Source organism: Nocardia sp. NPDC004860, assembly GCF_040609015.1.
Lineage (GTDB): Bacteria > Actinomycetota > Actinomycetes > Mycobacteriales > Mycobacteriaceae > Nocardia.
In genome coordinates this window covers 64,306-86,165 of record NZ_JBEXJI010000002.1, presented here as the reverse complement: position 1 = coordinate 86,165, position 21,860 = coordinate 64,306, and the positions used below count along the sequence as shown (strand labels likewise).

The 21,860-nt window shown below is 68.3% G+C and carries 27 protein-coding genes; 11 read left to right on the top strand and 16 right to left on the bottom strand.

Annotated features, from left to right (window positions below):
* The first annotated feature begins 39 nt into the window (after positions 1-39).
* From ABZV44_RS04375 to ABZV44_RS04365, 3 genes are all read left to right on the top strand, one after another.
* Positions 40-1,488 (top strand): NAD(P)/FAD-dependent oxidoreductase, encoded by a 1,449-nt coding sequence (locus ABZV44_RS04375; protein ID WP_354831911.1) that lies wholly within the window; start codon positions 40-42, stop codon positions 1,486-1,488.
* A gap of 16 nt (positions 1,489-1,504) precedes the next feature.
* Positions 1,505-1,651 carry a hypothetical protein gene (locus ABZV44_RS04370; RefSeq protein ID WP_354831908.1) on the top strand — a complete coding sequence of 49 codons (147 nt, stop codon included), beginning with the start codon at positions 1,505-1,507 and terminating at the stop codon, positions 1,649-1,651.
* 197 nt (positions 1,652-1,848) lie between these two features.
* A complete protein-coding gene (locus ABZV44_RS04365; RefSeq protein WP_354831906.1) occupies positions 1,849-2,088 on the top strand; it encodes a hypothetical protein in 240 nt (79 codons plus the stop codon).
* 119 nt (positions 2,089-2,207) lie between these two features.
* Here ABZV44_RS04365 and ABZV44_RS04360 read toward each other — a convergent pair whose 3' ends face one another.
* On the bottom strand, positions 2,208-2,627 hold the full coding sequence (locus ABZV44_RS04360) for a tautomerase family protein (protein WP_354831903.1): 420 nt from the start codon (positions 2,625-2,627) through the stop codon (positions 2,208-2,210).
* A 28-nt stretch (positions 2,628-2,655) separates the two neighbouring features.
* The gene (locus ABZV44_RS04355; protein ID WP_354831900.1) at positions 2,656-3,357 is read right to left on the bottom strand and encodes an SDR family oxidoreductase; all 702 of its coding nucleotides are present in this window, start codon (positions 3,355-3,357) and stop codon (positions 2,656-2,658) included.
* A gap of 402 nt (positions 3,358-3,759) precedes the next feature.
* Here ABZV44_RS04355 and ABZV44_RS04350 point away from each other — a divergent pair, with 402 nt between their 5' ends.
* The gene (locus tag ABZV44_RS04350) at positions 3,760-4,764 is read left to right on the top strand and encodes a nucleotidyl transferase AbiEii/AbiGii toxin family protein (RefSeq protein ID WP_354831898.1); all 1,005 of its coding nucleotides are present in this window, start codon (positions 3,760-3,762) and stop codon (positions 4,762-4,764) included.
* Positions 4,765-4,789: 25 nt separating this feature from the next.
* Here the strand turns inward: ABZV44_RS04350 and ABZV44_RS04345 are convergent, their stop codons facing one another.
* The 4 genes from ABZV44_RS04345 to ABZV44_RS04330 form a co-directional block, all read right to left on the bottom strand.
* Positions 4,790-5,440: an urease accessory protein UreD gene (locus ABZV44_RS04345; protein ID WP_354833093.1), complete on the bottom strand. Its 651-nt coding sequence runs from the start codon at positions 5,438-5,440 to the stop codon at positions 4,790-4,792.
* Positions 5,430-6,143, bottom strand: coding sequence for an urease accessory protein UreG (gene ureG / locus ABZV44_RS04340; RefSeq protein WP_354831895.1), 714 nt, complete (start codon positions 6,141-6,143; stop codon positions 5,430-5,432). The genes ABZV44_RS04345 and ureG overlap by 11 nt, the downstream gene beginning before the upstream one ends.
* Positions 6,144-6,210: 67 nt before the next feature.
* Positions 6,211-6,843, bottom strand: a complete 633-nt coding sequence (locus ABZV44_RS04335) for an urease accessory UreF family protein (RefSeq protein ID WP_354831893.1) — start codon at positions 6,841-6,843, stop codon at positions 6,211-6,213.
* A gap of 61 nt (positions 6,844-6,904) precedes the next feature.
* Complete coding sequence (locus ABZV44_RS04330) at positions 6,905-7,132, bottom strand: hypothetical protein (RefSeq protein WP_354831890.1); 228 nt, start codon at positions 7,130-7,132, stop codon at positions 6,905-6,907.
* Positions 7,133-7,337: 205 nt separating this feature from the next.
* Here ABZV44_RS04330 and ABZV44_RS04325 point away from each other — a divergent pair, with 205 nt between their 5' ends.
* Positions 7,338-8,315 carry a zinc-binding dehydrogenase gene (locus ABZV44_RS04325; RefSeq protein ID WP_354831888.1) on the top strand — a complete coding sequence of 326 codons (978 nt, stop codon included), beginning with the start codon at positions 7,338-7,340 and terminating at the stop codon, positions 8,313-8,315.
* Here the strand turns inward: ABZV44_RS04325 and ABZV44_RS04320 are convergent.
* Positions 8,304-9,206 (bottom strand): SDR family NAD(P)-dependent oxidoreductase, encoded by a 903-nt coding sequence (locus tag ABZV44_RS04320; protein ID WP_354831887.1) that lies wholly within the window; start codon positions 9,204-9,206, stop codon positions 8,304-8,306. The genes ABZV44_RS04325 and ABZV44_RS04320 overlap by 12 nt on opposite strands.
* A gap of 118 nt (positions 9,207-9,324) precedes the next feature.
* On the opposite strand from ABZV44_RS04320, the gene ABZV44_RS04315 reads away from it, so the two are divergent.
* Entirely contained in the window at positions 9,325-10,161 is an 837-nt protein-coding gene (locus ABZV44_RS04315; RefSeq protein WP_354831884.1) for a hypothetical protein, read from the top strand.
* Here the strand turns inward: ABZV44_RS04315 and ABZV44_RS04310 are convergent.
* Complete coding sequence (locus ABZV44_RS04310) at positions 10,158-11,657, bottom strand: MFS transporter (RefSeq protein WP_354831882.1); 1,500 nt, start codon at positions 11,655-11,657, stop codon at positions 10,158-10,160. The genes ABZV44_RS04315 and ABZV44_RS04310 overlap by 4 nt on opposite strands.
* A gap of 112 nt (positions 11,658-11,769) precedes the next feature.
* On the opposite strand from ABZV44_RS04310, the gene ABZV44_RS04305 reads away from it, so the two are divergent.
* From ABZV44_RS04305 to ABZV44_RS04290, 4 genes are all read left to right on the top strand, one after another.
* Positions 11,770-12,438 (top strand): TetR/AcrR family transcriptional regulator, encoded by a 669-nt coding sequence (locus ABZV44_RS04305; protein ID WP_354831880.1) that lies wholly within the window; start codon positions 11,770-11,772, stop codon positions 12,436-12,438.
* Positions 12,439-12,477: 39 nt separating this feature from the next.
* Positions 12,478-12,687 carry a hypothetical protein gene (locus ABZV44_RS04300; RefSeq protein WP_354831877.1) on the top strand — a complete coding sequence of 70 codons (210 nt, stop codon included), beginning with the start codon at positions 12,478-12,480 and terminating at the stop codon, positions 12,685-12,687.
* Positions 12,688-12,855: 168 nt separating this feature from the next.
* Positions 12,856-15,207 (top strand): arylsulfatase, encoded by a 2,352-nt coding sequence (locus ABZV44_RS04295; RefSeq protein ID WP_354831874.1) that lies wholly within the window; start codon positions 12,856-12,858, stop codon positions 15,205-15,207.
* Between the two features lie 11 nt (positions 15,208-15,218).
* Positions 15,219-16,160: a formylglycine-generating enzyme family protein gene (locus ABZV44_RS04290; protein ID WP_354831872.1), complete on the top strand. Its 942-nt coding sequence runs from the start codon at positions 15,219-15,221 to the stop codon at positions 16,158-16,160.
* 30 nt (positions 16,161-16,190) lie between these two features.
* Here ABZV44_RS04290 and ABZV44_RS04285 read toward each other — a convergent pair whose 3' ends face one another.
* Both ABZV44_RS04285 and ABZV44_RS04280 read right to left on the bottom strand, forming a co-directional pair.
* Positions 16,191-16,601 carry a YchJ family metal-binding protein gene (locus ABZV44_RS04285; protein WP_354831869.1) on the bottom strand — a complete coding sequence of 137 codons (411 nt, stop codon included), beginning with the start codon at positions 16,599-16,601 and terminating at the stop codon, positions 16,191-16,193.
* Between the two features lie 4 nt (positions 16,602-16,605).
* Positions 16,606-17,025 (bottom strand): nuclear transport factor 2 family protein, encoded by a 420-nt coding sequence (locus ABZV44_RS04280; RefSeq protein WP_354831866.1) that lies wholly within the window; start codon positions 17,023-17,025, stop codon positions 16,606-16,608.
* Positions 17,026-17,101: 76 nt separating this feature from the next.
* Here ABZV44_RS04280 and ABZV44_RS04275 point away from each other — a divergent pair, with 76 nt between their 5' ends.
* Complete coding sequence (locus tag ABZV44_RS04275; protein WP_354831863.1) at positions 17,102-17,656, top strand: PadR family transcriptional regulator; 555 nt, start codon at positions 17,102-17,104, stop codon at positions 17,654-17,656.
* A gap of 40 nt (positions 17,657-17,696) precedes the next feature.
* Here ABZV44_RS04275 and ABZV44_RS04270 read toward each other — a convergent pair whose 3' ends face one another.
* From ABZV44_RS04270 to ABZV44_RS04245, 6 genes are all read right to left on the bottom strand, one after another.
* Complete coding sequence (locus ABZV44_RS04270; RefSeq protein ID WP_354831860.1) at positions 17,697-17,966, bottom strand: hypothetical protein; 270 nt, start codon at positions 17,964-17,966, stop codon at positions 17,697-17,699.
* A gap of 118 nt (positions 17,967-18,084) precedes the next feature.
* Positions 18,085-18,756, bottom strand: a complete 672-nt coding sequence (locus ABZV44_RS04265) for an O-methyltransferase (protein ID WP_354831857.1) — start codon at positions 18,754-18,756, stop codon at positions 18,085-18,087.
* A gap of 121 nt (positions 18,757-18,877) precedes the next feature.
* Positions 18,878-20,599 carry an urease subunit alpha gene (locus tag ABZV44_RS04260; RefSeq protein ID WP_354831855.1) on the bottom strand — a complete coding sequence of 574 codons (1,722 nt, stop codon included), beginning with the start codon at positions 20,597-20,599 and terminating at the stop codon, positions 18,878-18,880.
* A complete protein-coding gene (locus ABZV44_RS04255; RefSeq protein ID WP_354833091.1) occupies positions 20,599-20,910 on the bottom strand; it encodes an urease subunit beta in 312 nt (103 codons plus the stop codon). The genes ABZV44_RS04260 and ABZV44_RS04255 overlap by 1 nt, the downstream gene beginning before the upstream one ends.
* A 5-nt stretch (positions 20,911-20,915) precedes the next feature.
* Positions 20,916-21,218 carry an urease subunit gamma gene (locus ABZV44_RS04250; RefSeq protein WP_326310528.1) on the bottom strand — a complete coding sequence of 101 codons (303 nt, stop codon included), beginning with the start codon at positions 21,216-21,218 and terminating at the stop codon, positions 20,916-20,918.
* Positions 21,219-21,347: 129 nt separating this feature from the next.
* Complete coding sequence (locus ABZV44_RS04245; protein ID WP_354831851.1) at positions 21,348-21,791, bottom strand: PaaI family thioesterase; 444 nt, start codon at positions 21,789-21,791, stop codon at positions 21,348-21,350.
* Between the last annotated feature and the right edge of the window lie 69 nt (positions 21,792-21,860).

Here is a 21,860-nt window from a genome sequence, read left to right as displayed (position 1 = left end):
TTGTCGTACTTTCCCCGTCTGGCGAGGAGCAGGAACTAGATGAACGCCGAGAAATCCGTCGCACAGCGTCATCGCGTGGTGGTGATCGGGTCCGGGTTCGGTGGACTGTTCGCCTGCAAGCAGCTGCGCAAGGCCGACGTCGACATCACCCTCATCTCGAAGACCTCCACGCACCTGTTCCAGCCGCTGCTGTACCAGGTCGCCACCGGCATCCTCTCGACCGGCGAGATCGCCCCCGCCACCCGCATCGTGCTGCGCCAGCAGCAGAACGCGCGCGTCGTCATGGGCGAGGTCACCGACATCGACGTCGAGAACGGCACCGTCACCTCGCGCCTGCTCAACCAGGACTACGTCACCCCGTTCGACAGTCTCATCGTGGCCACCGGCGCGCAGCAGTCCTACTTCGGAAACGACCACTTCGCCACCTACGCGCCCGGCATGAAGACCATCGACGACGCCCTCGAACTGCGCGCGCGCATCCTGGGCTCCTTCGAAGAGGCCGAGCTCGCCACCGATCCCGAAGTCCGCGACCGCTTCATGACCTTCGTGGTGGTCGGCGCCGGGCCCACCGGCGTCGAATTGGCCGGGCAGATCGCCGAACTCGCCGACCGCACCCTGGAAGGCTCCTTCCGCAATATCGACACCCGCGACGCGCGCGTCATCCTCGTCGAGGGCGCGGGCGCGGTGCTCGCCCCGATGGGCCCCAAGCTCGGCGGCAAGGCGCAGCAGCGGCTGGAGAAGATGGGCGTGGAGATCCAGCTCAACGCCATGGTCACCAATGTCGACGCGCGCGGCGTCACCATCAAGGACCAGGACGGCTCCGAGCGGCGCATCGAATCCGCCTGCAAGGTGTGGTCGGCCGGCGTGCAGGCCAGCGGCCTGGGCAAGATCCTCGCCGACCGGTCCAAGGGCACCGAGGTGGACCGGGCCGGGCGCGTCATCGTCGAACCCGACCTCACCATCAAGGGCTACCCGAACGTCTTCGTGGTCGGCGACCTGATGTCGGTGCCGGGCGTCCCCGGGCAGGCGCAGGGCGCCATCCAGGGCGGCACCTACGCCGCGAAGGCCATCAGGGCCGAGGTCGCGGGCAAGCAGACAGTGGCCGACCGCAAGCCCTTCAAGTACTTCGACAAGGGCTCCATGGCCACGGTGTCGCGATTCAGCGCGGTGTGCCAGGTGGGCAAGCTGGAGTTCAGCGGCTTCTTCGCGTGGCTGGCCTGGCTGGGCCTGCACCTGTGGTACCTGGTCGGCTTCCGCAGCCGTTTCGTGACCGTGCTCGAATGGTTCGTCTCCTTCCTGGGCCGCCACCGCGGTCAGATGGCCGCCACCGAGCAGTGGGTGTTCGCGCGGCTGGCGCTCGAGGCGCTCGACGATCCAGCCGAGGCACGTCAGCTCGCCAAACAGATCGGCGGCGAAAGTTCTTCCGGTAACGGCAAATCCGCGGCGAATGCGGAAGCGGAGAAGTCCTCGCAGCAGCGCGCGGGCTGACGGCAAGCCCTACCCGATGGCCGCGCCGGTGGTGGCGGCCGCGGGCGCCGACTACCTGGCGCCGGCCACCCCCGGCGCTCCGGCCGAGCAGTCGGCGAGCGGAATCGACAACTCTGCACCCGTCGGCGGAATTGTCGCCGACGAGTCGGCAACTCGGGAGTGAGTGCAGATACACAGAGGCCGGAATCCCTGAACTGGATTCCGGCCTCTTTCATGGCTTTTCACGAGCGCAGCGGCTAATTTTCAGTTATGGCAATGATTTCCGGTTGTCCACTTTGTCACCAATCCAGGCGACCGGTGGGTTCGAATGCCGAGCGTCGATGTACCCCTAGATGTTCTACCTGGACAGAAAGGTTCTGCATGGCGGCAGGTAAGCACCGACCACTCAACCCTCACCGGAACAAGGTCGGCAATGTGGTTGCGGCAGGGGCGGTTCCGCTATTACTGGCGATCGTCGGATCGGGCACCGCGAACGCGGCACCGGCCGAGGTCGCTCCGATGGCACAGCAGGACGACGCGCCCAGGACGCAGTGGCCGGCTGCCGCCGCAGTCGGTGCGTTCAACGCGCTCGATGCTCCACCCCGCATCGTCGGCGACTGACCCTCGCCGACGACCAGTTCGATCGAGCACCGCTGTGCTCGCGGTGGGAACCGGCGGTGAGGGCCGGTTCCCACCAGCCCCGCCATCCCATCGCGCCCGATACGGGGCCACGTCCTCGGTCAGTAGGGAATGGGTTTGTTCGCCTCGGCCCAGCCGCGCTCGATATGGCCGCCGGGCGGGGGCGGGAACAGTCCACCGATCATCCAGGTGTCCCGGGGTACCTCGTTGATATTGAATTCGAGATGCAGCCCGCGATCGAGGGTGTACGGGGCCATGAGGTCGTGCAGGCGCTCGCTCATGTGCTTGCGCAGATCGGGGTCGTCGAGTTGGCGTGCCAGATGGTCGATGGTGATCCGCACCGCGGGAATCGATACACCGCCGACGTAGAAGGAGTCGGCCGGGACCTCGTGGAAGAGCGCCACCGCGTAGAACTCCGGCAGCCCGAAGCGCGCGTAGTAAGCCGTGATGTCCTTGGCGAAGTTCTGTTTGTCCTCGGCCGTGAGGGTGTCGGCGGGGTGATAGATGTGCCACAGCGGCATGATGAACTCCCTTGGAAGAGACCGATTTTCAGCGACCGAACGGCAGTACGAGGCTCTCGACCGGGCCGGACAAAGCGGCCTTCACCTGCCTGGTGAAGTCGTCCACGAGCACCTCGGCCGCCCCCTGCTCCAGCCCGTCGGCGACCGCCGCCGCCACCTCGGCCGGACTGATCTTCGGCGCCGCGATGGCCTTCACCATGTCGGTGTCGGCGAACCCGAGATGCACACCGACCACCTGCGTACCCTGCCCCGCCAATTCGATCCGCAGGGAATTGGTGATCGACCACAGAGCGGCCTTCGACGCGCCGTAGGCAGCCGCCCCCGAACTCCAGGACAGCACCGAGTGGATATCCACCAGCGCCCCACCACCGTTCGCGGCGAGGATCGGCGCGAAGGCCCGCGCGATCCGCAGCGGCCCGAAGACATTCGTCTCGAACGTCTCCACCACATCCGCCATCTCGGTCTGCAACAGCGGAGCCGGGCGCAGCACCCCCGCATTGTTCACCACAATGCTCACATCCCCGGCCCGCTCCGCGACCGCGGAAATCGAATCCGGATCGGTGACCTCCAGCTCGACCGGCACGATCCGCGGATCGTCACTCGACTCCGGCTTCCGCGCGCTCACGTACACCTTGGCCGCACCGCGGTCCAGAAACTCCCGGGCAAACGCACGGCCCAGCCCACGCTGCCCGCCCGTCACCAGGACATTCGCGCCCTCGATTGTCGTCATATCTACCTCCTTATTCACCGACGGTCCCGTCTGACTATATCTAACTATAGCCACGTCGGGCGAGCAGGTACAGGTCGCAGATCTGCTGTCGTCGGGGTGGGCATCGATCTCGCCGAGGCCGCCGCGAAACCACCTGGTCTCGCTATCTCGGGCCCGGACCGGACAGTAGCGACGAGCATCGCCGGCCAGGCACCCAGCGCAGCGCGACGATCGGAGCCCGAATCTGTTGCGGCGCAAGGCTGGCGACAAGATCAGGGAGCTCCCGGACGAGAAAGGCAGAATTCCGCAGTGACAGCTTCCTGATCTCGATCGTCCAAGTCTGGTGAGCGCGTGCCGCTTTCGCGGTCTACAACCTGGAATGACCGCGATTTCCTGTCACACCCCTGTTCTAGCGTCAGGGAGGTGGAGAGGACACCGCGGTTCCGCGCTGCTCATCGGGCGGCGCTGGACCACACGCTGGAGCTGATCGCCGAATCACCGTGGGGCCGTGGCCTCGTGCTGCGCGGGAGTATCACCATGGCCGCGTGGGTCGGCGACAAGGCGAGGCCGCCGGCCGATCTGGACTGGATCGTCCCCGACCCGACCGATATCGCCTTCACCGATCCGGCCGACCCGTTCCCGTATGTCGACGACATGTCCTGGGTACAGCACTGGCCCGAGGCCGCGTTCGGAGCGGTGACCGACGAGATGTGGGAGGACGAGCAGTTCGAGTCCTTCGGGCTGCGCCCGATCCTGCCGCCGGAGGGCCTGCACTGGGTGGACCCGGACGATTACAGCGAGAACCACACCTGGACTCCCCTGCTGGACAACCTGATCGAGACGATCCGGCAGCGACCCGCGACCCCGGCAGGCGTGGTCCTGAGCGCCGACGGTATCGACGACGCCGCGGACGGGAGCTATGCCCTCGACTACTACGACACCCCCGGCCTCAGGGTCCGGGTGCCCTGGTACACGACCGGCCCCGACGCGATGGCAGGCGAGGTCCACGTGGATTTCGCCGCCGACCAATCCCTCCCCGACTCGCCCGTCTGGACCCTCGTGCCACGCGGTGACGGCAGCGCGCCCACCCCCTGCGTCACGGCGAGCCCGGAGCTGTCCCTGGCATGGAAACTCCTGTGGCTGTTCACCGAATCCACCACGAACTCGGAGTACGTCGACCTCCGCGAAGGCGGCGCGGGCAAGGACCTCTACGACGCCGTGCTCCTGGCGGAGTCCCCGCGCATCCGGCTACCCCGGCCGCTGTTGCGCAGAGCCCTCGGCGCAGCAGCCGACGATTTCGAAGCCGACGACATCCTCACCTGGAACGTCCGCTGGGACACGTTCCGGCAGAACCATCCTGACGTCACCGGCAGCCTGCGCGAATGGCTCGAACGACTGGTCCGAGCGCTCACCAGAGCCCAAGCATAGATCTCCTCGAGAGGGGAACCGCGGGTCAGTGGATCAACAGCCGACCCGTTCGGGTGAACAGGGTGCCGCCTGCGGCGAGGGGTAGGAGTGCTGCGTCCAGGCCGGCGGTGTCGGCAAGGCGGTCGTCGGGGTAGGTGAGCACACTCTCCAGTGCGCGCGGGGCCGAGAGGGCGTCATCGGTGATGGTGTCGGCGCCGAGTTCGAGGCGGTGACGCAGGAGTGGAGTGGCGCCGACGTCGGCGGTGAGCTCGCCGCTCCAGGAGCCGTGGTCCTCGCCGGTGCGGCCGATCTGGATGCGTTCCCGAATGCGCAGGCGCGCACCCTCTTCCAGCCGGATGGTGGTGAAGGTGTCGTGCTCGGCGCCGCCCGCGACCACCGTCGGCTCGGGATCGACATCGAGTTCGCCGCCGGCGGCCACGTCGAAGTGCCAGTGCGCCACGGACTTCCGGGTCTCGCGCCCGGGCAGCGCGATGGTGGCGGCCACCGACCGGAGCGTCAACCGTGCGCCCTCACCCACCGAGACGACGATGTCCAGCACGTCGCCGCCGAGCGGGGTGGCGGCGGTGCCGATGAGATGCACCGTGTCCACACCGGTATGCCGTGCCGCCAGGCCGCCGACCGCGTGGATGTGCGGCAGCGTCCCGGCGGTCGCGGTGATGCGGAGCTCAGTGCGAATGGGCACTGCCCGCCGCCGCGTCCTGCTCGGCCGCCACACGCAGCTGCTCGCGCACCCAGGCCAGGACCGGCGTCGCGGCCGGGTCCTCGGTGAGGGAGGTGAACACGAACGGCCGGCCCTCGCGCACCTTGGTCGAATCCCGGTCCATGACGGCCAGATCCGCGCCGACCATGGGGGCCAGGTCGGTCTTGTTGATGACCAGCAGATCCGACCAGGTCACGCCCGGTCCGCCCTTGCGCGGCACCTTGTCACCACCGGCCACGTCGACCACGAAGATCTGCGCGTCGATCAGGCCGGAGGAGAACGTGGCGGTCAGATTGTCGCCGCCCGATTCGACCAGGATCAGATCCAGCGGCGGGTTCGCCTCGATCAGGTCGTCGATGGCGTCCAGGTTCGCGGTGATGTCGTCGCGGATCGCGGTGTGCGGGCAGCCGCCGGTCTGGACCGCGGTGATCCGCTCGTCGGGCAGCACCGCGTGCCGGCGCAGGAAGTCCGCGTCCTCGGTGGTGTAGATGTCGTTGGTCAGCACGGCCAGCGACAGCTCGTCCCGCAGCTGCCGGCACAGGGCCGCGGTCAGCGCGGTCTTCCCCGACCCGACGGGCCCGCCGATCCCGATCCGCAGCGGCTCGCCCGGCGTCCGCTCCCGCTTGGGCCGGTCGTGGCTGTGGTCGTGTGGTTCCCCGTCGATGAGGTGAGGTGGCATGTGCGGCTCCTTTCACCCCCATCCTTGCCCAGCCACGTAAACCGGTTGTTACCAACCCGGTGACCGGCTAGGACGCGAACAGCGGCATGTCCCGCCGCAGGTGCCGCTCGGCGAGCACGTCCTGCAGTGGGTCGGAGAGCGCGGCAAGCGATTTCGCCGCCTGCCGCGCGGTGGCGTCGCACACCTCGGCGAGCCGAACGGTGCAGGCGGCGATCGCGGCGGGATCGAGGGCCAGCAGTCGCTGCGCGGCCGTCGCGGCCCCGGTCATGGTGGTGTAGACGGTGACGGCGGCGATGTCCTCGGGTGCGGCGTCGCACACCGTGCCAACCACCCCGAACACCGTGGACAGATGCGGCCGAGCGCCGAGCGCCCGCCAATCGGCCTGCGGCCAGACCTGTTTGGCCAGCCGCAGCAGCCCGCGCCCCTGCGCCCGCGACGCCGCCCGAGCCGCCGGCGACGCCGTCCGCGCGTCGGCCTCGAGTTCGGCGCGCCCCGGTTCGAGGGTCCCCGCGCAGACGGCGGCGGCCAGTGAGGCCGCCACCAGCCCGGAGGTGCGGACGCGCCGCCGCAGGTAGAGCTCGACGCTCGCGACATCGCGCAGCAGACCCGAGGCGACCGCCTCCTCGACCCCGCCCGAATGCACGTGCCCGCCGATCGGCAGCCGGGAATCGGCGAGGGTGAGGAGGGTGGCCAGGCTCATCGCCGCACGTCCGGATAGCGCATGGCCTGATCCTAGGCCGTGCCCGGCCGCGTCCTCTCGCCTAGGTGAGCAGGCAGGGCGCCGAGGCCGAGATGCTCTTCAGGGCACAGGTGAAGGAATTGAGCGCACCCGCGGAACCGGTCTCGGGGACCAGCCCGGCGACGGGGTTCACCGCGGCCGGTTCGGGGGCGGCGGGTTGCACCGACAGCGGAGCGGCCAGGGCCGGGGCCGCGCCGAGTCCGGAGCCGATGGCAGCGATCGCACAGGCTTTCAGCACAACGGTTTTCATGAATAGTCCTCTCTCACAGCAAGTTCACAGGAAGTGGAACGCAGCGAGACTAACCCGAAAGCCGTGAATGTGAACGTGATTCGTTTCAAATTGCAGGGTGAATTCCTCGCCGCGGTCGGCGGACCCCACGCAAGAACACTTGACCTGAACCAATGTTCAGGTTGCAGGCTTGGGGACACGTTCATTGCCGAGGCTAGGAGTTGCTGTGCGCGCCATCCGTCTTCACGAGTTCGGACCTGCCGAGAATCTACGGTACGAGACGGTCCCGGACCCCGAGCCCGGGCCCGGCCAGGTCCGGATCGCGGTCCGCGCGGCGGGGGTGCATCTGCTGGATACCGCACTGCGGCAGGGCTTCTCGGGATCGCCGACGCCGATCCCGGAACTGCCGACCATCCCCGGCCGAGAAGTGGCGGGGACGGTGGACCGGATCGGTTCCGGAGTGGACGACAGCTGGCTCGGCCGCGCGGTCGTCGCCCACATCGGGCAGGTGCCGGGCGGATACGCGGAACTCACCGTGACCGAAGCCGAACGGCTGCACCCGATTCCGGACGGTGTCGATGCCGGGGCCGCGGTCGCGATGATCGGCACCGGACGCACCACGCTCGGGATTCTCGGCTTCGCCGAGGTCAGTGCCGAGACCGTCGCCATCGTGCCGTCCGCGGCCGGTGGCATCGGCACCCTGCTGGTGCAGTACCTGGCCGCCGCGGGCGCGACCGTCATCGGACTCGCCGGCGGCAAGGCGAAGGCCGATCAGGTCTACGAGAACGGCGCTGATCTGGCGGTGGACTACCTGGATCCGGCATGGCCGGACGCGGTGCGCGCCCGCTACGGCGACCGCCCGGGCACCCTGCTGTTCGACGGTGTCGGCGGCGAGATCGCCCGCACCGCAGTCGATCTGCTCGGCGTGGGCGGCGTGCGACTGGTGTTCGGCTGGTCCGGCGGACAGATCGACCTCGACGAGCGGTCCCTCGCCGCACGCGGCATCACCTCGCAGGTCGTGCTCGGCCCGCCCATGCTCGAACGCGCGGGCGGCTTGCGCGCCTTGGAGACTCGCGCGCTGGCCGAGGCCGCCACCGGTCGTCTGCGCCCGGCCGTCCAGTCCTTCCCACTCGCGCAAGCCGCCGCCGCGCACCGGGCCCTGGAGTCGCGCGAGACGACCGGAAAAGTGGTGCTACTTCCCTGACCTGCGACCCATGCCGCGCTCCATGAACCGTTGCGCGGCCCCGCGCCGCAGATCCGAGAACGCCTGCACCGCACCGGTCCACCAGGGCGAGATCTCCAGCGGCCGCGCCACCACGGCGTGGCAGATGAGATCGGCAGCCTCGTCGGCGGTGAGCCCGGGCACGCCGGAGAAATCGGTGGGCGCGCTCATGCGGGTGTGCACCAGCGGCATGTACACCGAGGTGGTGGTGACACCGTCGGCGGCGATCTCCGTCGCCACGGTGCGCAACCAGATGTCGAAGGCGCCCTTGGACGCACCGTAGGCCGACCACCGCGGCGCGGGCGGCATGCGCAGTCCCCAGGTGGAGATGTTCACGATGTGCCCACGCCGGTGCTCGCGCATGCTCGGCAGCAGGGTGAGCAGCAGCCGCACGGGTCCGAGGTAGTTGACATCGATGGTGCGGGTGAAGTCGTGGAACCGGTCATAGGATTTGTCGATCGGGCGGCGAATCGACCGGCCCGCGTTGTTGATCATCACATCGACCCGGCCGTGCTCGGCCAGCACCCGCTGACCCAGGGCCTCGACGGCATCGAATTCGGTGATGTCCGACTGGTAGACGTGCGCGGTCCCGCCCGTTTCCCGGATCTCGGCGGCCACCCGTTCGAGGTCCTCCAGCGACCGCGCCACCAGCAGCACCGTCGCGCCCGCGGCCGCCAGTTTCCGCGCGGCCGCCTTGCCGATGCCGTGCGAGGCGCCGGTCACCAGGATGACCTCGCCGGACACGGACTCGCGCAGCGCCTTCTCGCGCGGCCGGGAGGTCGGATAGAAGAGCCTGGTCGCCACGCGTTCCGCCAACGGACGTCCGTTCGACCCGGCCGGTCGCGCACTGTTCGGAGCGTCTTGCTCAGCCACGTTTCCGAGCCTAACCGGCGGACCGGTACGTGATCGGGAACTGAGTGGAAATACCCTGGGCGCAGCCCACTTTCCGGCACCAGGATGGGAGGCGGTCTACGGGGGGAAGGAATCCGTCATGTCGTATCGAGCGCCGGAAGAGCCGACGCCGGAACACGTCTCGATCCCGGGTTGGATCGCACGTGGCATCGTGCTGGTGCTGTTCGTGCCACCGCGACTGGTGTGGGAGGCGCTCACCCGGATACCGCGACTGATCGCCGCGGCATTCAGGCTGTTCGACGAGCATCTGGCGCGACCGCTGGCGATCTTGTTCCGGGACTGGGTCTTCCGCCCGCTGCGCAATTTCGTGCGCAACCATCTCTGGCACCTGCTGATCCAGCAGCTGCTGTTCGGCATGGTCCTCACCCCGATCGGGGCATTCCTGCTCGGCTATGTCCTGCGCCCGATCCAGCGCGCCATCGAGGAGTGGCTGTGGCGGCGGGTCCTGAAGCCGGGCATCCCGTGGATCTTCCGCACCGTGGTGAGACCGATCGCCGAGGCGATCGGGTGGACGCTGGCCATGGCGTGGAAGTGGCTGGTCGCCGTGCCGATCTCGGCCCTGTGGCGGCGAATCCTGCGGCCCGGCGGCCACTGGCTGCTGGTCACCGTGATCGAGCCGCTCGTCACCTGGCTGATCGTGTGGCCCGCGCAGCAGCTGTGGCGATGGGTGCTGCGTCCGCTGGTCTACGCGGTGATCGTGACGGCTGTCTTCGGCTGGCGAGTGGCCACCACCGTCGTCCACATCACGGTGGTGACCCCCTGCCGCTGGTTCAATCGCACTGTCCTGCAACCACTCTTCGCGGCCGTCGCCCGCGCCTGGCATGCCCTCTCGGGCCCGGTGCGCCAGGCGTATCAGCGGGTGGTCATGCCCTGGCGCGCCCGCATCACCGAGGTGTGGACCACCCTGTTCGGCTAGTGCGCGGAACCGGCCGGCACCGCTGCGCTGGTCGCCGGGGCGCCGGGCTTGGCGAAGAACGCCACCACGGCCATCGCGGCCAGCAGCACCGCACCGGTGGTGGTCGCCACGTGCATGCCGGTCACGAAGGATTCGCGCGCCGATTCGACCAGGGCGGCATTGCCGCCGGCCTGGTCGACGGTCTCGCCCAGCGTCGGCCCGAAGTCCCCGCCGGAGCGGAAGACCAGGGCCGCCAGGGATCCCAGCAGCGCCAGGCCCAGCCCGTTGCCGAGTTCGAAGCTGGTCTCGGAGATACCGACCGCCGACCCGGCCCGCTCGGCCGGCACCGACGACACCGCCACCTCCGACACCAGCGTGAACGCGATGCCGAAGCCCGCGCCCGCGACCACGGAACCGGCGATGTACCAGCCGATCCCGCCGTCCACACCGACCCCGAGCAGCATGAGATTGCCCAGGGACGCCATGCTCAGCGCCAGCACGAAGGTGGTCTTGGTGCCGAGCCTGCGCCCGATCCGCGCGCCGCTCATCGAGAACACGAACACCACCACGGCCCCCGGAATCCCGAGCAGCGCCGACTGCAGCGCGTCGCGTCCGGTCACCGACTGCAGGTACATGCTGGTCAGGTAGCTCATGCCGGCCAGCGCCAGCATGCCCGCCGTGCTGGAACCGATGGCCACCGAGAACAGCCCGCGCCGGAACAGGCTCAGATCCAGCAGCGGTTCGGCCAGCATCCGCTGCCGCCGGATGAACGCGGTCAGCAGCAGCACGCCGAGGATCCCGATGCCGACGGCCGGCAGGTCGAATCCCTCGGCCGCGCAATGCTTTACGGCGTATACGAGCGGCAGGATGCCGCCGATGGACAGCAATACGCTCACCCAGTCCAGGCGCCCGCGCCCGGCGTCGCGGTGCTCGGGCAGCAGCAGCGGACCGAAGGCCAGCAGCACCAGCAGCACCGGCGTATTGATGAGGAACACCGAGCCCCACCAGAAGTGATGCAGCAGGATGCCGCCGATGATGGGCCCGACCGCCGACCCGCCCGCGAAGAACGCGGTCCAGACGCCGATGGCGGTGGCACGCGCGCGATCGTTCGGGAACAGCGTCGAGATCAGGGCCAGGCTGGACGGCAGCAGTGTCGCGCCGCCGATGCCCATGAGCGCCCGCGCCGCGACGAGCACGCCCGCGCTGGGTGCGAAAGCGGCCAGCGCCGAGGCGATTCCGAAGACCGTGGCACCGGCGAGCAGAATATTGCGGCGCCCGATGCGGTCGCCCAGATTGCCCATGGTGATGAGCAATCCGGCGATCATGAAACCGTAGATGTCGAGGATCCAGAGCTGCTGTGTCGCGGACGGATCCAGGCTCTGGGTGAGGGTCGGCATGGCCAGGTAGAGCACCGACATGTCCATCGACACCAGCAGCACCGGCAGCAGCAGAACCGCCAGGCCCGCCCAGGCGCGGCGCGGCGTCTTCGCGCCGGGACGCGCGAGGGTACTCGTCATGACCTATCCTTCGGGCTGATTTCGGGCTTGCAAGACAATGCGCGCGTACGTTGTACGCACGAGCGCGAGTACAGTGTACGCATCCCCTGCGCGGAAGGGAACAATTCGTCCGATGACCGAGGCCAAGCTCACCCGGGCCGCCATCGTCGACACCGCCATCACCCTGGCCGACGAGTCCGGACTGGATTCCCTGTCCATGCGCCGCATCGCCGATCGGATGAACTCCGGCGCCATGTCGCTGTACCGGCACATCCCCAACAAGGACACCCTGCTGGCGGCCATGACCGACGAGGTCTCGCGGCGCAACCCCTACCCGCCGGCCGAGGGCCGGGGCTGGACCTGGCGGGACCGGGTGCGGATCGCGGCCGAGGTGGATTGGCGGCTCTACCAGGAACATCCGTGGGTGCTGTTCACCTTCGCGGTGCCGCGCTACAACTTCGGCGAGCACAGCTTGGTGGTGCTGAGCTGGCTGGTCGAGGGCTTCGCCGAGCTCGGCGTCGACACCCGGGAGGCGACCCGCATGTCACTGTCGGTGTGGAGCTACATCGCCGGGGTCGCCCTGCAGGAGGTCAGCGCCCGGCTGCTGCAGGGCCGCGACAGCAGCGCCGACGAACGCTCCGGGCTCACCGCCCTGCTCGACGGCGACCCGCACTGGCCCACCCCGGCCCCGCTGGCCGATCTCGTCGGCACGGGCGACACCGCCCTGCTGAATCCGGAGCATCTGCTCGACACCGGTCTCACCGCACTGTGCGACGGCTTCGAGGCCCGCGCCGCTCACTGATCCGCCAGGAATCATCATCCTGGGCACCACCGAATCCCGTTGTCCGGCATCGCCCGCACCCTTGCATGGACTGCAACATTGCGGACGATGCAGTTCTGCCGCTTCTGCGTGCAACCCGGCGACGGTGTCTTGTGCCCCTGTTCGATCACTCGGCGCTACAGCCGTTGGATGATGCCGGTCGTACTGATCGTGCTCGGGCTCTACATCATCGACCGTTCGGGCCTCGTGTTCGGCCAACCGCTGCTATGAGTCCATTCCGGTCGGTACTCTTCTATCGGAACGAGAGGCCGGTGAGCAGCGAGAGTTCCGGACACCGAGTCCAGGAATGGCATGGTCACCGACGCGTCGATGAACTCCCAGCGGGCTCGCCGGAGCTGGGTATCACTACCAACGATTCTCCTTTTCCCGAGGTGAATGATGGCCAGGAAGTTCGAAGGACATGTCGCCCTCGATATCCGTGACTCTGTCGCCGACTGGGGGCCCTACGCGGAGCCGACCGCGAGGCAGGGTGCGCCCAACGTGCTGTATCTCGTGTGGGACGACATCGGAATCGCTACCTGGGACTGCTACGGCGGTCTGGTCGACATGCCGAATATGAAGCGGATCGCCGATCGTGGCGTGCAGTTCACGCAGTTCCACACCACCGCACTGTGTTCGCCCACGCGGGCCTCGCTGCTGACCGGGCGAAATGCGTCATCGGTCGGCATGGCCACGATCGAAGAGTTCAGCGATGGATTCCCGAGCCTGTCGGGGCGCATACCCGCCGACACCGCGTTGTGTTCGGAGGTGCTCGCCGAGCGCGGGTGGAACACCTACGCCGTCGGCAAATGGCACATGACGCCGCTCGAGGAGGAGAATCTCGCGGCGTCGAAGCGGCATTGGCCGCTGGGGCGCGGGTTCGAGCGGTTCTACGGCTTCCTGGGCGGCGAGGCCGACCAGTGGTATCCGAACCTGGTGTACGACAATCACCCGATCTCGCAGCCGTATCCGCCGGAGGACGGGTATCACCTGTCGAAGGATCTGGCCGACAAGTCGATCGAGTTCATTCGCGACGCAAAGGTGATCGCCCCCGACAAACCGTGGTTCATGTACCTGTGCCCGGGATGCGGGCATGCGCCGCACCACGTCGCGCACGAGTGGGCCGACAAATACCGCGGCCGGTTCGACATGGGCTACGAGAAGTATCGCGAGATAGTGCTGGAGAACCAGAAGCGCATGGGCCTGGTGCCGGAGAACACCGAGCTGTCACCCATGAACCCGTACATCAACGTCACCAGCGCCGACGGCAAGCCGTGGCCGGCGCAGGACACGGTACGGGCATGGGATTCGCTGTCCGACAACGAGAAACGGCTGTTCGCCCGGCAGGCGGAGGTGTTCGCCGGATTCCTGTCGTACACGGACGCGCAGATCGGCCGGTTGCTGGACTATCTCGAGGAGAGCGGCCAGCTCGACAACACCATCATCGTGGCCTTCTCCGACAACGGCGCCAGCGGTGAGGGCGGTCCGAACGGTTCGGTCAACGAGATGAAGTTCTTCAACGGCTACATCGACACGATCGAGGACAGTCTGGCCAAGCTCGACGAGCTGGGTTTGCCGACCACCTACAACCACTACAGCATCGGGTGGGCGATGGCCTTCAACACCCCGTACAAGCTGTACAAGCGGTATGCCTCGCACGAAGGCGGCATCGCCGATCCATGCGTGATGTCGTGGCCGGCCGGCATTCCGGCCCGCGGCGAGATCCGCCACCAGTACCTCAACGTCTGCGACATCACCCCCACCGTCTACGAACTGCTCGGCATCACACCGCCGGACACGGTGAAGAACGTGGAGCAGCGCCCCTTGGAGGGGGTCAGCTTCCGGGCCCTGTTCGAAGACGCCGACGCCGATGTCGGCAAGCACACCCAGTTCTATTCGATGCTGGGCACGCGCGGCATCTGGCATCGCGGGTGGTTCGCCGACACCGTTCACGCGGCATGCCCGTCCGGCTGGGGGCATTTCGACAAGGACCGCTGGGAACTGTTCCATCTCGAACAGGACCGCAGCCAGATGCACGACCTGGCCGAGGTCCATCCCGAGAAACTGGAGGAATTGAAGGCACTGTGGTTCTCGGAGGCCGAGAAATACAACGGGATGCCGCTCAACGATCTCGACATCGTCTCCGCGATGGTGCGCTATCGCCCGACCTATGCCAAAGGCCTGGACCGGGCCGTGTACTACCCGGACAGCGCGGAGGTCGGACCGGGCGCGGCGCTCGAGATTCTGGGACGCTCGTTCGCACTGCTGGCCGAGACGACGATCACCAGCCCGGACGCGGAGGGAGTGCTGTTCGCCCACGGTGGGCGCCTCGGCGGGCACGCCTTGTTCGTCCAGGACGGTCACCTGTGCTACATCTACAACTTCCTCGGCGAGGAGGAACAGGCCATCGTCTCCGACCGCCGGGTGCCGCTCGGTGATCACATCCTCGGGGTGCGGTACGAACGGCACGGCACCCGGCCCGACCACTTCACGCCCACGGGTGAGGCTGTCCTCTACATCGATGAGAACCCCGTGGGTTCACTCGATGACATGCGGATCCAGCCGACCGTGTTCTCCGGTGTCGGGGAGGGCGTCCGGGTCGGCCGGGACACCGGTCAGTCCGTTTCGGCGCGGTACCGGTCACCGTTCCCGTTCACCGGTGGGACGATGCACCAGGTCATCGAGGACGTGAGCGGAAAGCCGTACCAGGATCTGGAAATGGCTGCGGCCGCGGCCTTTTCACGCGATTGAGGCGAGCACCCATGGCCACTGCGATCCGCGCACAGGTCTACCGCGGCATGGTCCGGATAGCCGGTGGCGATTTCGGCATGGGTTCGGAGGATTTCTTCCCCGAGGAGCGGCCGGTGCATCGGGTGCGAGTCGATCCGTTCTGGATCGACCCGCACCCGGTGACCAACGCCGCCTTCCGGCGATTCGTGAAGCAAACCGGTTACATCACTGTCGCCGAACGCATTCCGGCGGCCGAGGATTACCCGGATGCGGAGCCGGCGGACCTGACACCGGGCGCGCTGGTGTTCCGGCCCACCTCGGGTCCGGTGTCGTTGGACAACTGGCGCCGCTGGTGGCGCTACGTTCCGGGAGCCGACTGGCGCCATCCGCACGGGCCCGGCAGTACGCTCGACGGGCTCGACCGCCACCCCGTCACCCAGGTCGCCTACGAGGACGCCGCGGCCTACGCGGCCTGGGCCGGCAAAGAGCTTCCCACGGAGGCGGAATGGGAGTATGCGGCCCGCGGCGGACTCGATTCGGCGACCTACGCCTGGGGTGACGAGTTCGAACCCACCGGCCGGCGCCTGGCCAATGTCTGGGTCGGCGCCTTCCCCTGGAAGTTCCATCCCGGCCGCGGGCAGACGTCCACGCCCGGCACCACGGCGATCGGCACCTATTCGCCCAACGGTTACGGGCTGTACGACGTGACCGGCAACGTGTGGGAGTGGACAGTCGACTTCTTTCGCCCCGGGCACTCGGCGTCGTCCTGTTGCGCGCCACGCAACCCACGGGTTGACACACCCGAAGTCGAAGCGGCGCAACACTTTCCGCGTCGGGTGGTCAAGGGTGGCTCATATCTGTGCGCGGCCGACTACTGTCTGCGCTACCGCCCGGCCGCCCGGCAGGGGCAGACCGAGGACACCGCCACCTGCCATCTCGGATTCCGTTGTGTCGTGCGCGACGAAGGCCCGTGACGAGTGATGTGGCAGAAGCGAATCCGCTGATCAGTTCTCGATATCGCCGTCGAGGTAGACCCACGCCCCGTGGTCCCGGCGGAAGCGGCTGTTCTCGTGCAGTTGTCCCGCCCTGCCGTGGGCACGGTAGTGGGCACGGAACTCCACCGTGCCCTCGGTGTGGAACGGCCCCCCGCCGGTCGTGCCGAGGATCTCGAGCCGGTCCCAGCGCAGTCCCGGGTCGAAATCCACGTCGGCGGGCCGGGTTTCGGGGGCCCAGCTGCGCAGCAGATACGCCTCGTCCCGCACCGCGAAGGCGCTGAAGCGCGACCGCATGAGCTGTTCGGCGGTGCCCGCACTGGCCTCGCCGCGATGCAGGCGCCCGCAGCAGTCGGCGTAGGCGGCGGGCAGCCCGCACGGGCAGTCCTCGGGCACGGGACGGGGGGTGCGGCGCTTCGACATGGGCTCAAGCGTAGAAGCTGCGTCCGGTGGGTCCACCGGACACCGACCAGACTTCGACGATCCGCCCGTTCTCGAATCGCAGGATGTCGGTACCGCTGATGTCGCGCACGACGGTGCCGTCCGGATCGACGACCCGGGCCCCGTAGGGCTGGGCGATCAATCCGCTTCGGCCGTCGATCAGGTCGACGACGGGCACGCCCTGCGGCTCGTACTCCAGGCCCGGCCGCTCGGCGCGGAAGGCGTCGACGACGGCGGCGAGGGCCGCGGGGTCGTGGACGTCGTCGAAGACGGTCGCGCCGGGCTGGGCGTAGCGGAGGGTGAATTCGGGGGCCATGATCTCGCCGGCGATGGCGAGGTCGCCGTTCCAGAGGGCGGCCCAGCGGTTGTACAGATCGATGGCGTAGTCGCGCATCCCAACTCCCATAGTCTCATTGATACGGTATGACGGGAATGAAGGTATAGTCTCATCGATACCGTGTCAACCCGAGAGGAGTTGCCGAATGCACGACCTCGGCCCGCAGGACCACATCGTGCTGGGCCTCATCGCCCGGCACGGCCCGCTGACGCCCTACGACCTGAAGGCCCGCCTCGAGGAGAGCGTCGACAAGTTCTGGCCCATCCCGCACGCCCAGCTCTATCGCGTCCCGCCGCGCCTGGCCGAGCAGGGCCTGCTGCACGAGGAGGCCGAGGAGAGCGGACGCCGCCGCCGCGTCTTCCACCTCACCGCCGCCGGCCGCGCCGAGCTCACCCGCTGGCTGGGCGACCCCACCTCGCCGCCGCCGGAGACCCGCGATCCCGCGCAGCTGAAACTGTTCTTCGCCGACCTCGGCGAGCCCGGTGACGTGGTGGCGCTGGCCCGCAATCAGGCCGCCGAGCATCGCGGCTGGCTGGAGCTGTACCGGACGCTCTACGACGAGATCGATCCGGACGACAGCGAGCGCGCGACCTCACGCGCCCGCGTGCTGCGGCTGGGCATCATGCACGAGCAGGCGTACGTGGACTATTGGGAGGAGTTGGCCGCGAACCCGGACGAAACGCCCGGTTCGCGAGCGTGATCGCCCACAGAGCAGGTGACAGTGACTGCCCCGCAGGGCATTACGACGCGTGCACGACCGGGAGCACCGGACTGGCCGACACGGTGGTGGAGACCCCGGCCCGCTGGTTCCGGCCGGGGTCGGCGGTGGCCGGATGCTCGCCGCGATAGATGACGACGGCGAGCACACCCACCGTCCCGACCAGCGCGACGACCGGCGCGGCCACGAACACGGCCGAGCGCAACCGCTCGAGTGCGCCGGGTCGATGGCCGGATTCCGGCGGGGCCGCGAAGGCGGGCGGCGGATAGGTCGAGCCGTACGGGTCCGTCATGCGTACGACCGTATTGTCGACACCCGCCGAATGACAAGCAAACGTGCAGCAAATTTTCCGGGACGGGGCGGACCGGGCAGAGTATGCCCAGTTCGCCCTCCGTTCAGTGACGTGAAACTCAGTCGTCCTCGCCCAGCACGACCGCGTAAGCGAAACCGTCCCAGCCCTTTCCGCCGACGGTCTGCAGTACGGTCCCGTCCAATCGTGGCTCGGTGGCGATCAATTCGATGACCTCCCGGCTGGCCCGCACCGCCGCATCCGCCGACGCCGCGTCGGCGATGCCACCATTGCGCACCACATTGTCGACGATGATCACCGACCCGGGCCGGGTCAGCCGCAGCGCCCACCGCACATAGTTGGCGTTGTTGACCTTGTCGGCATCGATGAAGACCAGATCGAACGGTTCCGGCTGCTCCTCTGCCAGCACCGGCAGCGAGTCCAGCGCCGCGCCGACCCGGATGTCGACCCGCTCCCCCACCCCCGCGCGATCCAGATTGTGGCGCGCCACCTCGGCGTGCTTCGGCTGGTATTCGAGTGTCACCACCCGGCCGGCCTTCCCGACGGCCCGCGCCAGCCAGGTGGTGCTGTATCCACCCAGCGTGCCGACCTCGAGTACGCGCCGCGCCCGCACGGATTTCGCGATCAGATACAGGAGCTTGCCCTGCGGCGGCGAGACGTCGATGGCGGGCAGTCCGGCCTCCGCGTTCGCCCGCAAGGTTTCCGAATCCTCGTCTCCCACCAGGGTTTCGACGAGATAGCGATCAACTTCGGCCCAATCGGCAGTCGTCATATCCGAAGTCTGCCACCGCCTCCGGCGCACTCCCAGCATTGCGCTCACGCCGAGAGATTTCCCACTCGGGAGCCGGGCTCGGTGCCGGGCGCGCGCTCGCCGCGCCCGGCGCCGGCTCCGTTCAGAACAGGAAGTACCGCTGTGCCATGGGCAGTTCGGCGGCGGGCTGCTCGGCCCACACTTCCCCGTCGATCCGGACGGTGAAGGTGTCCGGCTCCACCTCGATGCGGGGCATGGCGTCGTTGTTGGGGAGGTCGGCCTTGGTGCGGCTGCGAACATTGGCCACCGGCACCAGTTTCCGGTTCACCCGCAGCCGGTTCGCGAGGCCGTCCTCGATGGCCTGCTCGGACACGAAGTGCAGCGAGGTTCCCGCCGCCACGCTCGGCGCCGCCCCGAACATCGGGCGCGGCAGTACCGGCTGCGGAGTGGGGATGGACGCGTTGGCGTCGCCCATGGCGGCCCAGGCGATCGCGCCGCCCTTGATGACCGCGTGCGGGCGGACCCCGAAGAAGGCGGGCTCCCACAGCACCAGGTCGGCCAGTTTGCCCACCTCGACGGAGCCGATCTCGGTGTCGAGGCCGTGTGTCACCGCCGGGCAGATGGTGTATTTCGCGACGTAGCGCCGCACGCGATTGTTGTCGGCCGCGCCGTCGCCGGGCAGCGCGCCGCGACGGCGCTTCATGACGTGCGCGGTCTGCCAGGTGCGCATGACCACCTCGCCGATGCGGCCCATGGCCTGTGCGTCACTGCCGATCATGGAGATCGCGCCCAGATCGTGCAGCAGATCCTCGGCCGCGATGGTGGAGGGCCGGATCCGGCTCTCCGCGAAGGCCAGATCCTCCGGAATGGACGGGCTCAGGTGATGGCACACCATGAGCATGTCCAGATGCTCGTCGAGGGTGTTGATGGTGTGCGGCCGCGTCGGGTTGGTGGAGCTGGGCAGCACATTGAGATGCGAAGCGACCGTGATGATGTCGGGTGCGTGCCCGCCGCCCGCACCCTCGGTGTGATACGAGTGGATGGCCCGGCCCCGGATGGCGGCGAGGGTGTCCTCCACGAATCCGGCCTCGTTCAAGGTGTCCGAGTGCAACGCCACCTGCACGCCGGAGGCGTCGGCCACGGTGAGGCAGTGGTCGATTGCGGCCGGGGTGGTGCCCCAGTCCTCGTGCAGTTTGAAACCGCCCGCGCCGCCGCGCAATTGCTCCCACAGCGCGTCCTCGCGCACGGTATTGCCCTTGCCCAGCAGCAGGATGTTCACCGGCCAGGAGTCGGTGGACTCGAGCATGCGGGCCAGATGCCAGGCACCCGGAGTGACGGTGGTGGCCTTGGAGCCCTCGGCCGGTCCGGTGCCGCCGCCGACGAGGGTGGTGATGCCGCCGGCCATGGCCTCGTCGAGGATCTGCGGGCAGATGAAGTGCACGTGGCAGTCGATGGCGCCCGCGGTGACGATGCGTCCGTTGCCGCCGATGATCTCCGTCGAGGGCCCGACCACCAGGTCCGGGTGCACCCCGCTCATGGTGTCGGGGTTGCCCGCCTTGCCGATGCCGATGATGCGGCCGTCACGGATGCCGATGTCGGCCTTGATGATTCCCCAGTAGTCGACGATCACCACGCCGGTGATGACGGTATCGGGGGTGCCCTCGGCGCGGGTGGCGCGGGCCTGGCCCATGGATTCGCGCAGCACCTTGCCGCCACCGAAGACGGCCTCGTCACCGGCGAGACCCGGTCCGCCGCTGCGGTCCTCGGTGATCTCGATGAGCAGATCGGTGTCCGCCAGGCGGATTCGGTCGCCGGCGGTGGGCCCGAACAGTTCGGCGTAGCGGGCGCGGGACAGTTCGGCCATCAGGCATCCAGCTTTCCGGGTGGGGTGAGGCTGATTCCGTGCACCTCGCGGTCGCCGCCCAGCGGGACCAGCGAAACCCGCTGCCCCAGACCGGGTTCGAAGCGCACCGCGGTGCCGGCGGGAATGTCGAGGCGGTGGCCGTGGGCGGCCGCGCGGTCGAATTCCAGGGCGGTATTGGCCTGCGGGAAGTGCACGTGCGAGCCGACCTGAACCGGCCGGTCACCGGTATTGACCACGTCCAGTTCGATGCGTTCCGCGCCCGCGTTGAGCTCGATCGCGCCTTCGGCACAGAGGTATTCGCCGGGAATCATGGCCGTCATCCGATCGGGTGGTGGACGGTGACGAGCTTGGTGCCGTCCGGGAAGGTGGCCTCGACCTGGACGTCGTGGATCATCTCCGGGATGCCGTCCATGACGTCGTCGCGGGTGAGCACGGTGCGGCCCGAGGCCATCAGCTCGGCGACGGTGCGGCCGTCGCGCGCCCCCTCGAGCACGTGATCGGTGATGATCGCGATCGCTTCCGGGTGGTTCAGTTTGAGTCCACGGGCCTGTCGCCGCCGGGCCAGCTCGGCCGCGTAACTCAGCAGCAGGCGCTCCTGCTCGTGCGGCGACAGTCGCATTCGGACTCCTCGTCGAATTGCGGGGACGGATCGTCGGTCATTCTGGCACGACCTGCGTTACCAGCATGTTTCGGTGATATCCGATCCGCGGACGACGAGTTCCGGCGCGGCGATTCCGATTCCGCGCCTTCAGTTCCGAGGGTTGAGGTTCTGCAGCCGGACCTGACCGCGCGCCACCGTCCGGTCCTGTTCGTCGGTGATCACCACCTGCCACAGCTGCTGCGAACGCCCGCGATGGATCGGGCTCGCGACACCGGTCAGCTTGCCCTCCCGCACCGCGCGCAGGAAGTCGGTGTTGTTGTTGACGCCCACCACGGTCCCGCGATCGCCGAGCCAGGCGCCGGCGGCCACGCTGGCGAGGGTCTCGATGACCGTGCAGTACACACCGCCGTTGACGATCCCCGCCGGCTGATACTGCTGCGGCGTCACCACCCACTCCGCGGCCACCCCGTCACCGCTCAGCGCGGTGAACTTCAGTCCCAGCAGGTCGGTGAAGGTACCCTCGCTGAGCTTGTTCATCAGCTCCGGGGTGATATCGGCCAGGGACTTGATCGAGGAGAAGTCGTCGCTCATGGCTCCACGTTCGCACGCGGGATCCTGGTCCGGACCGCCGGGTCGGCACCACCAGTTGTCTAGTTAGGT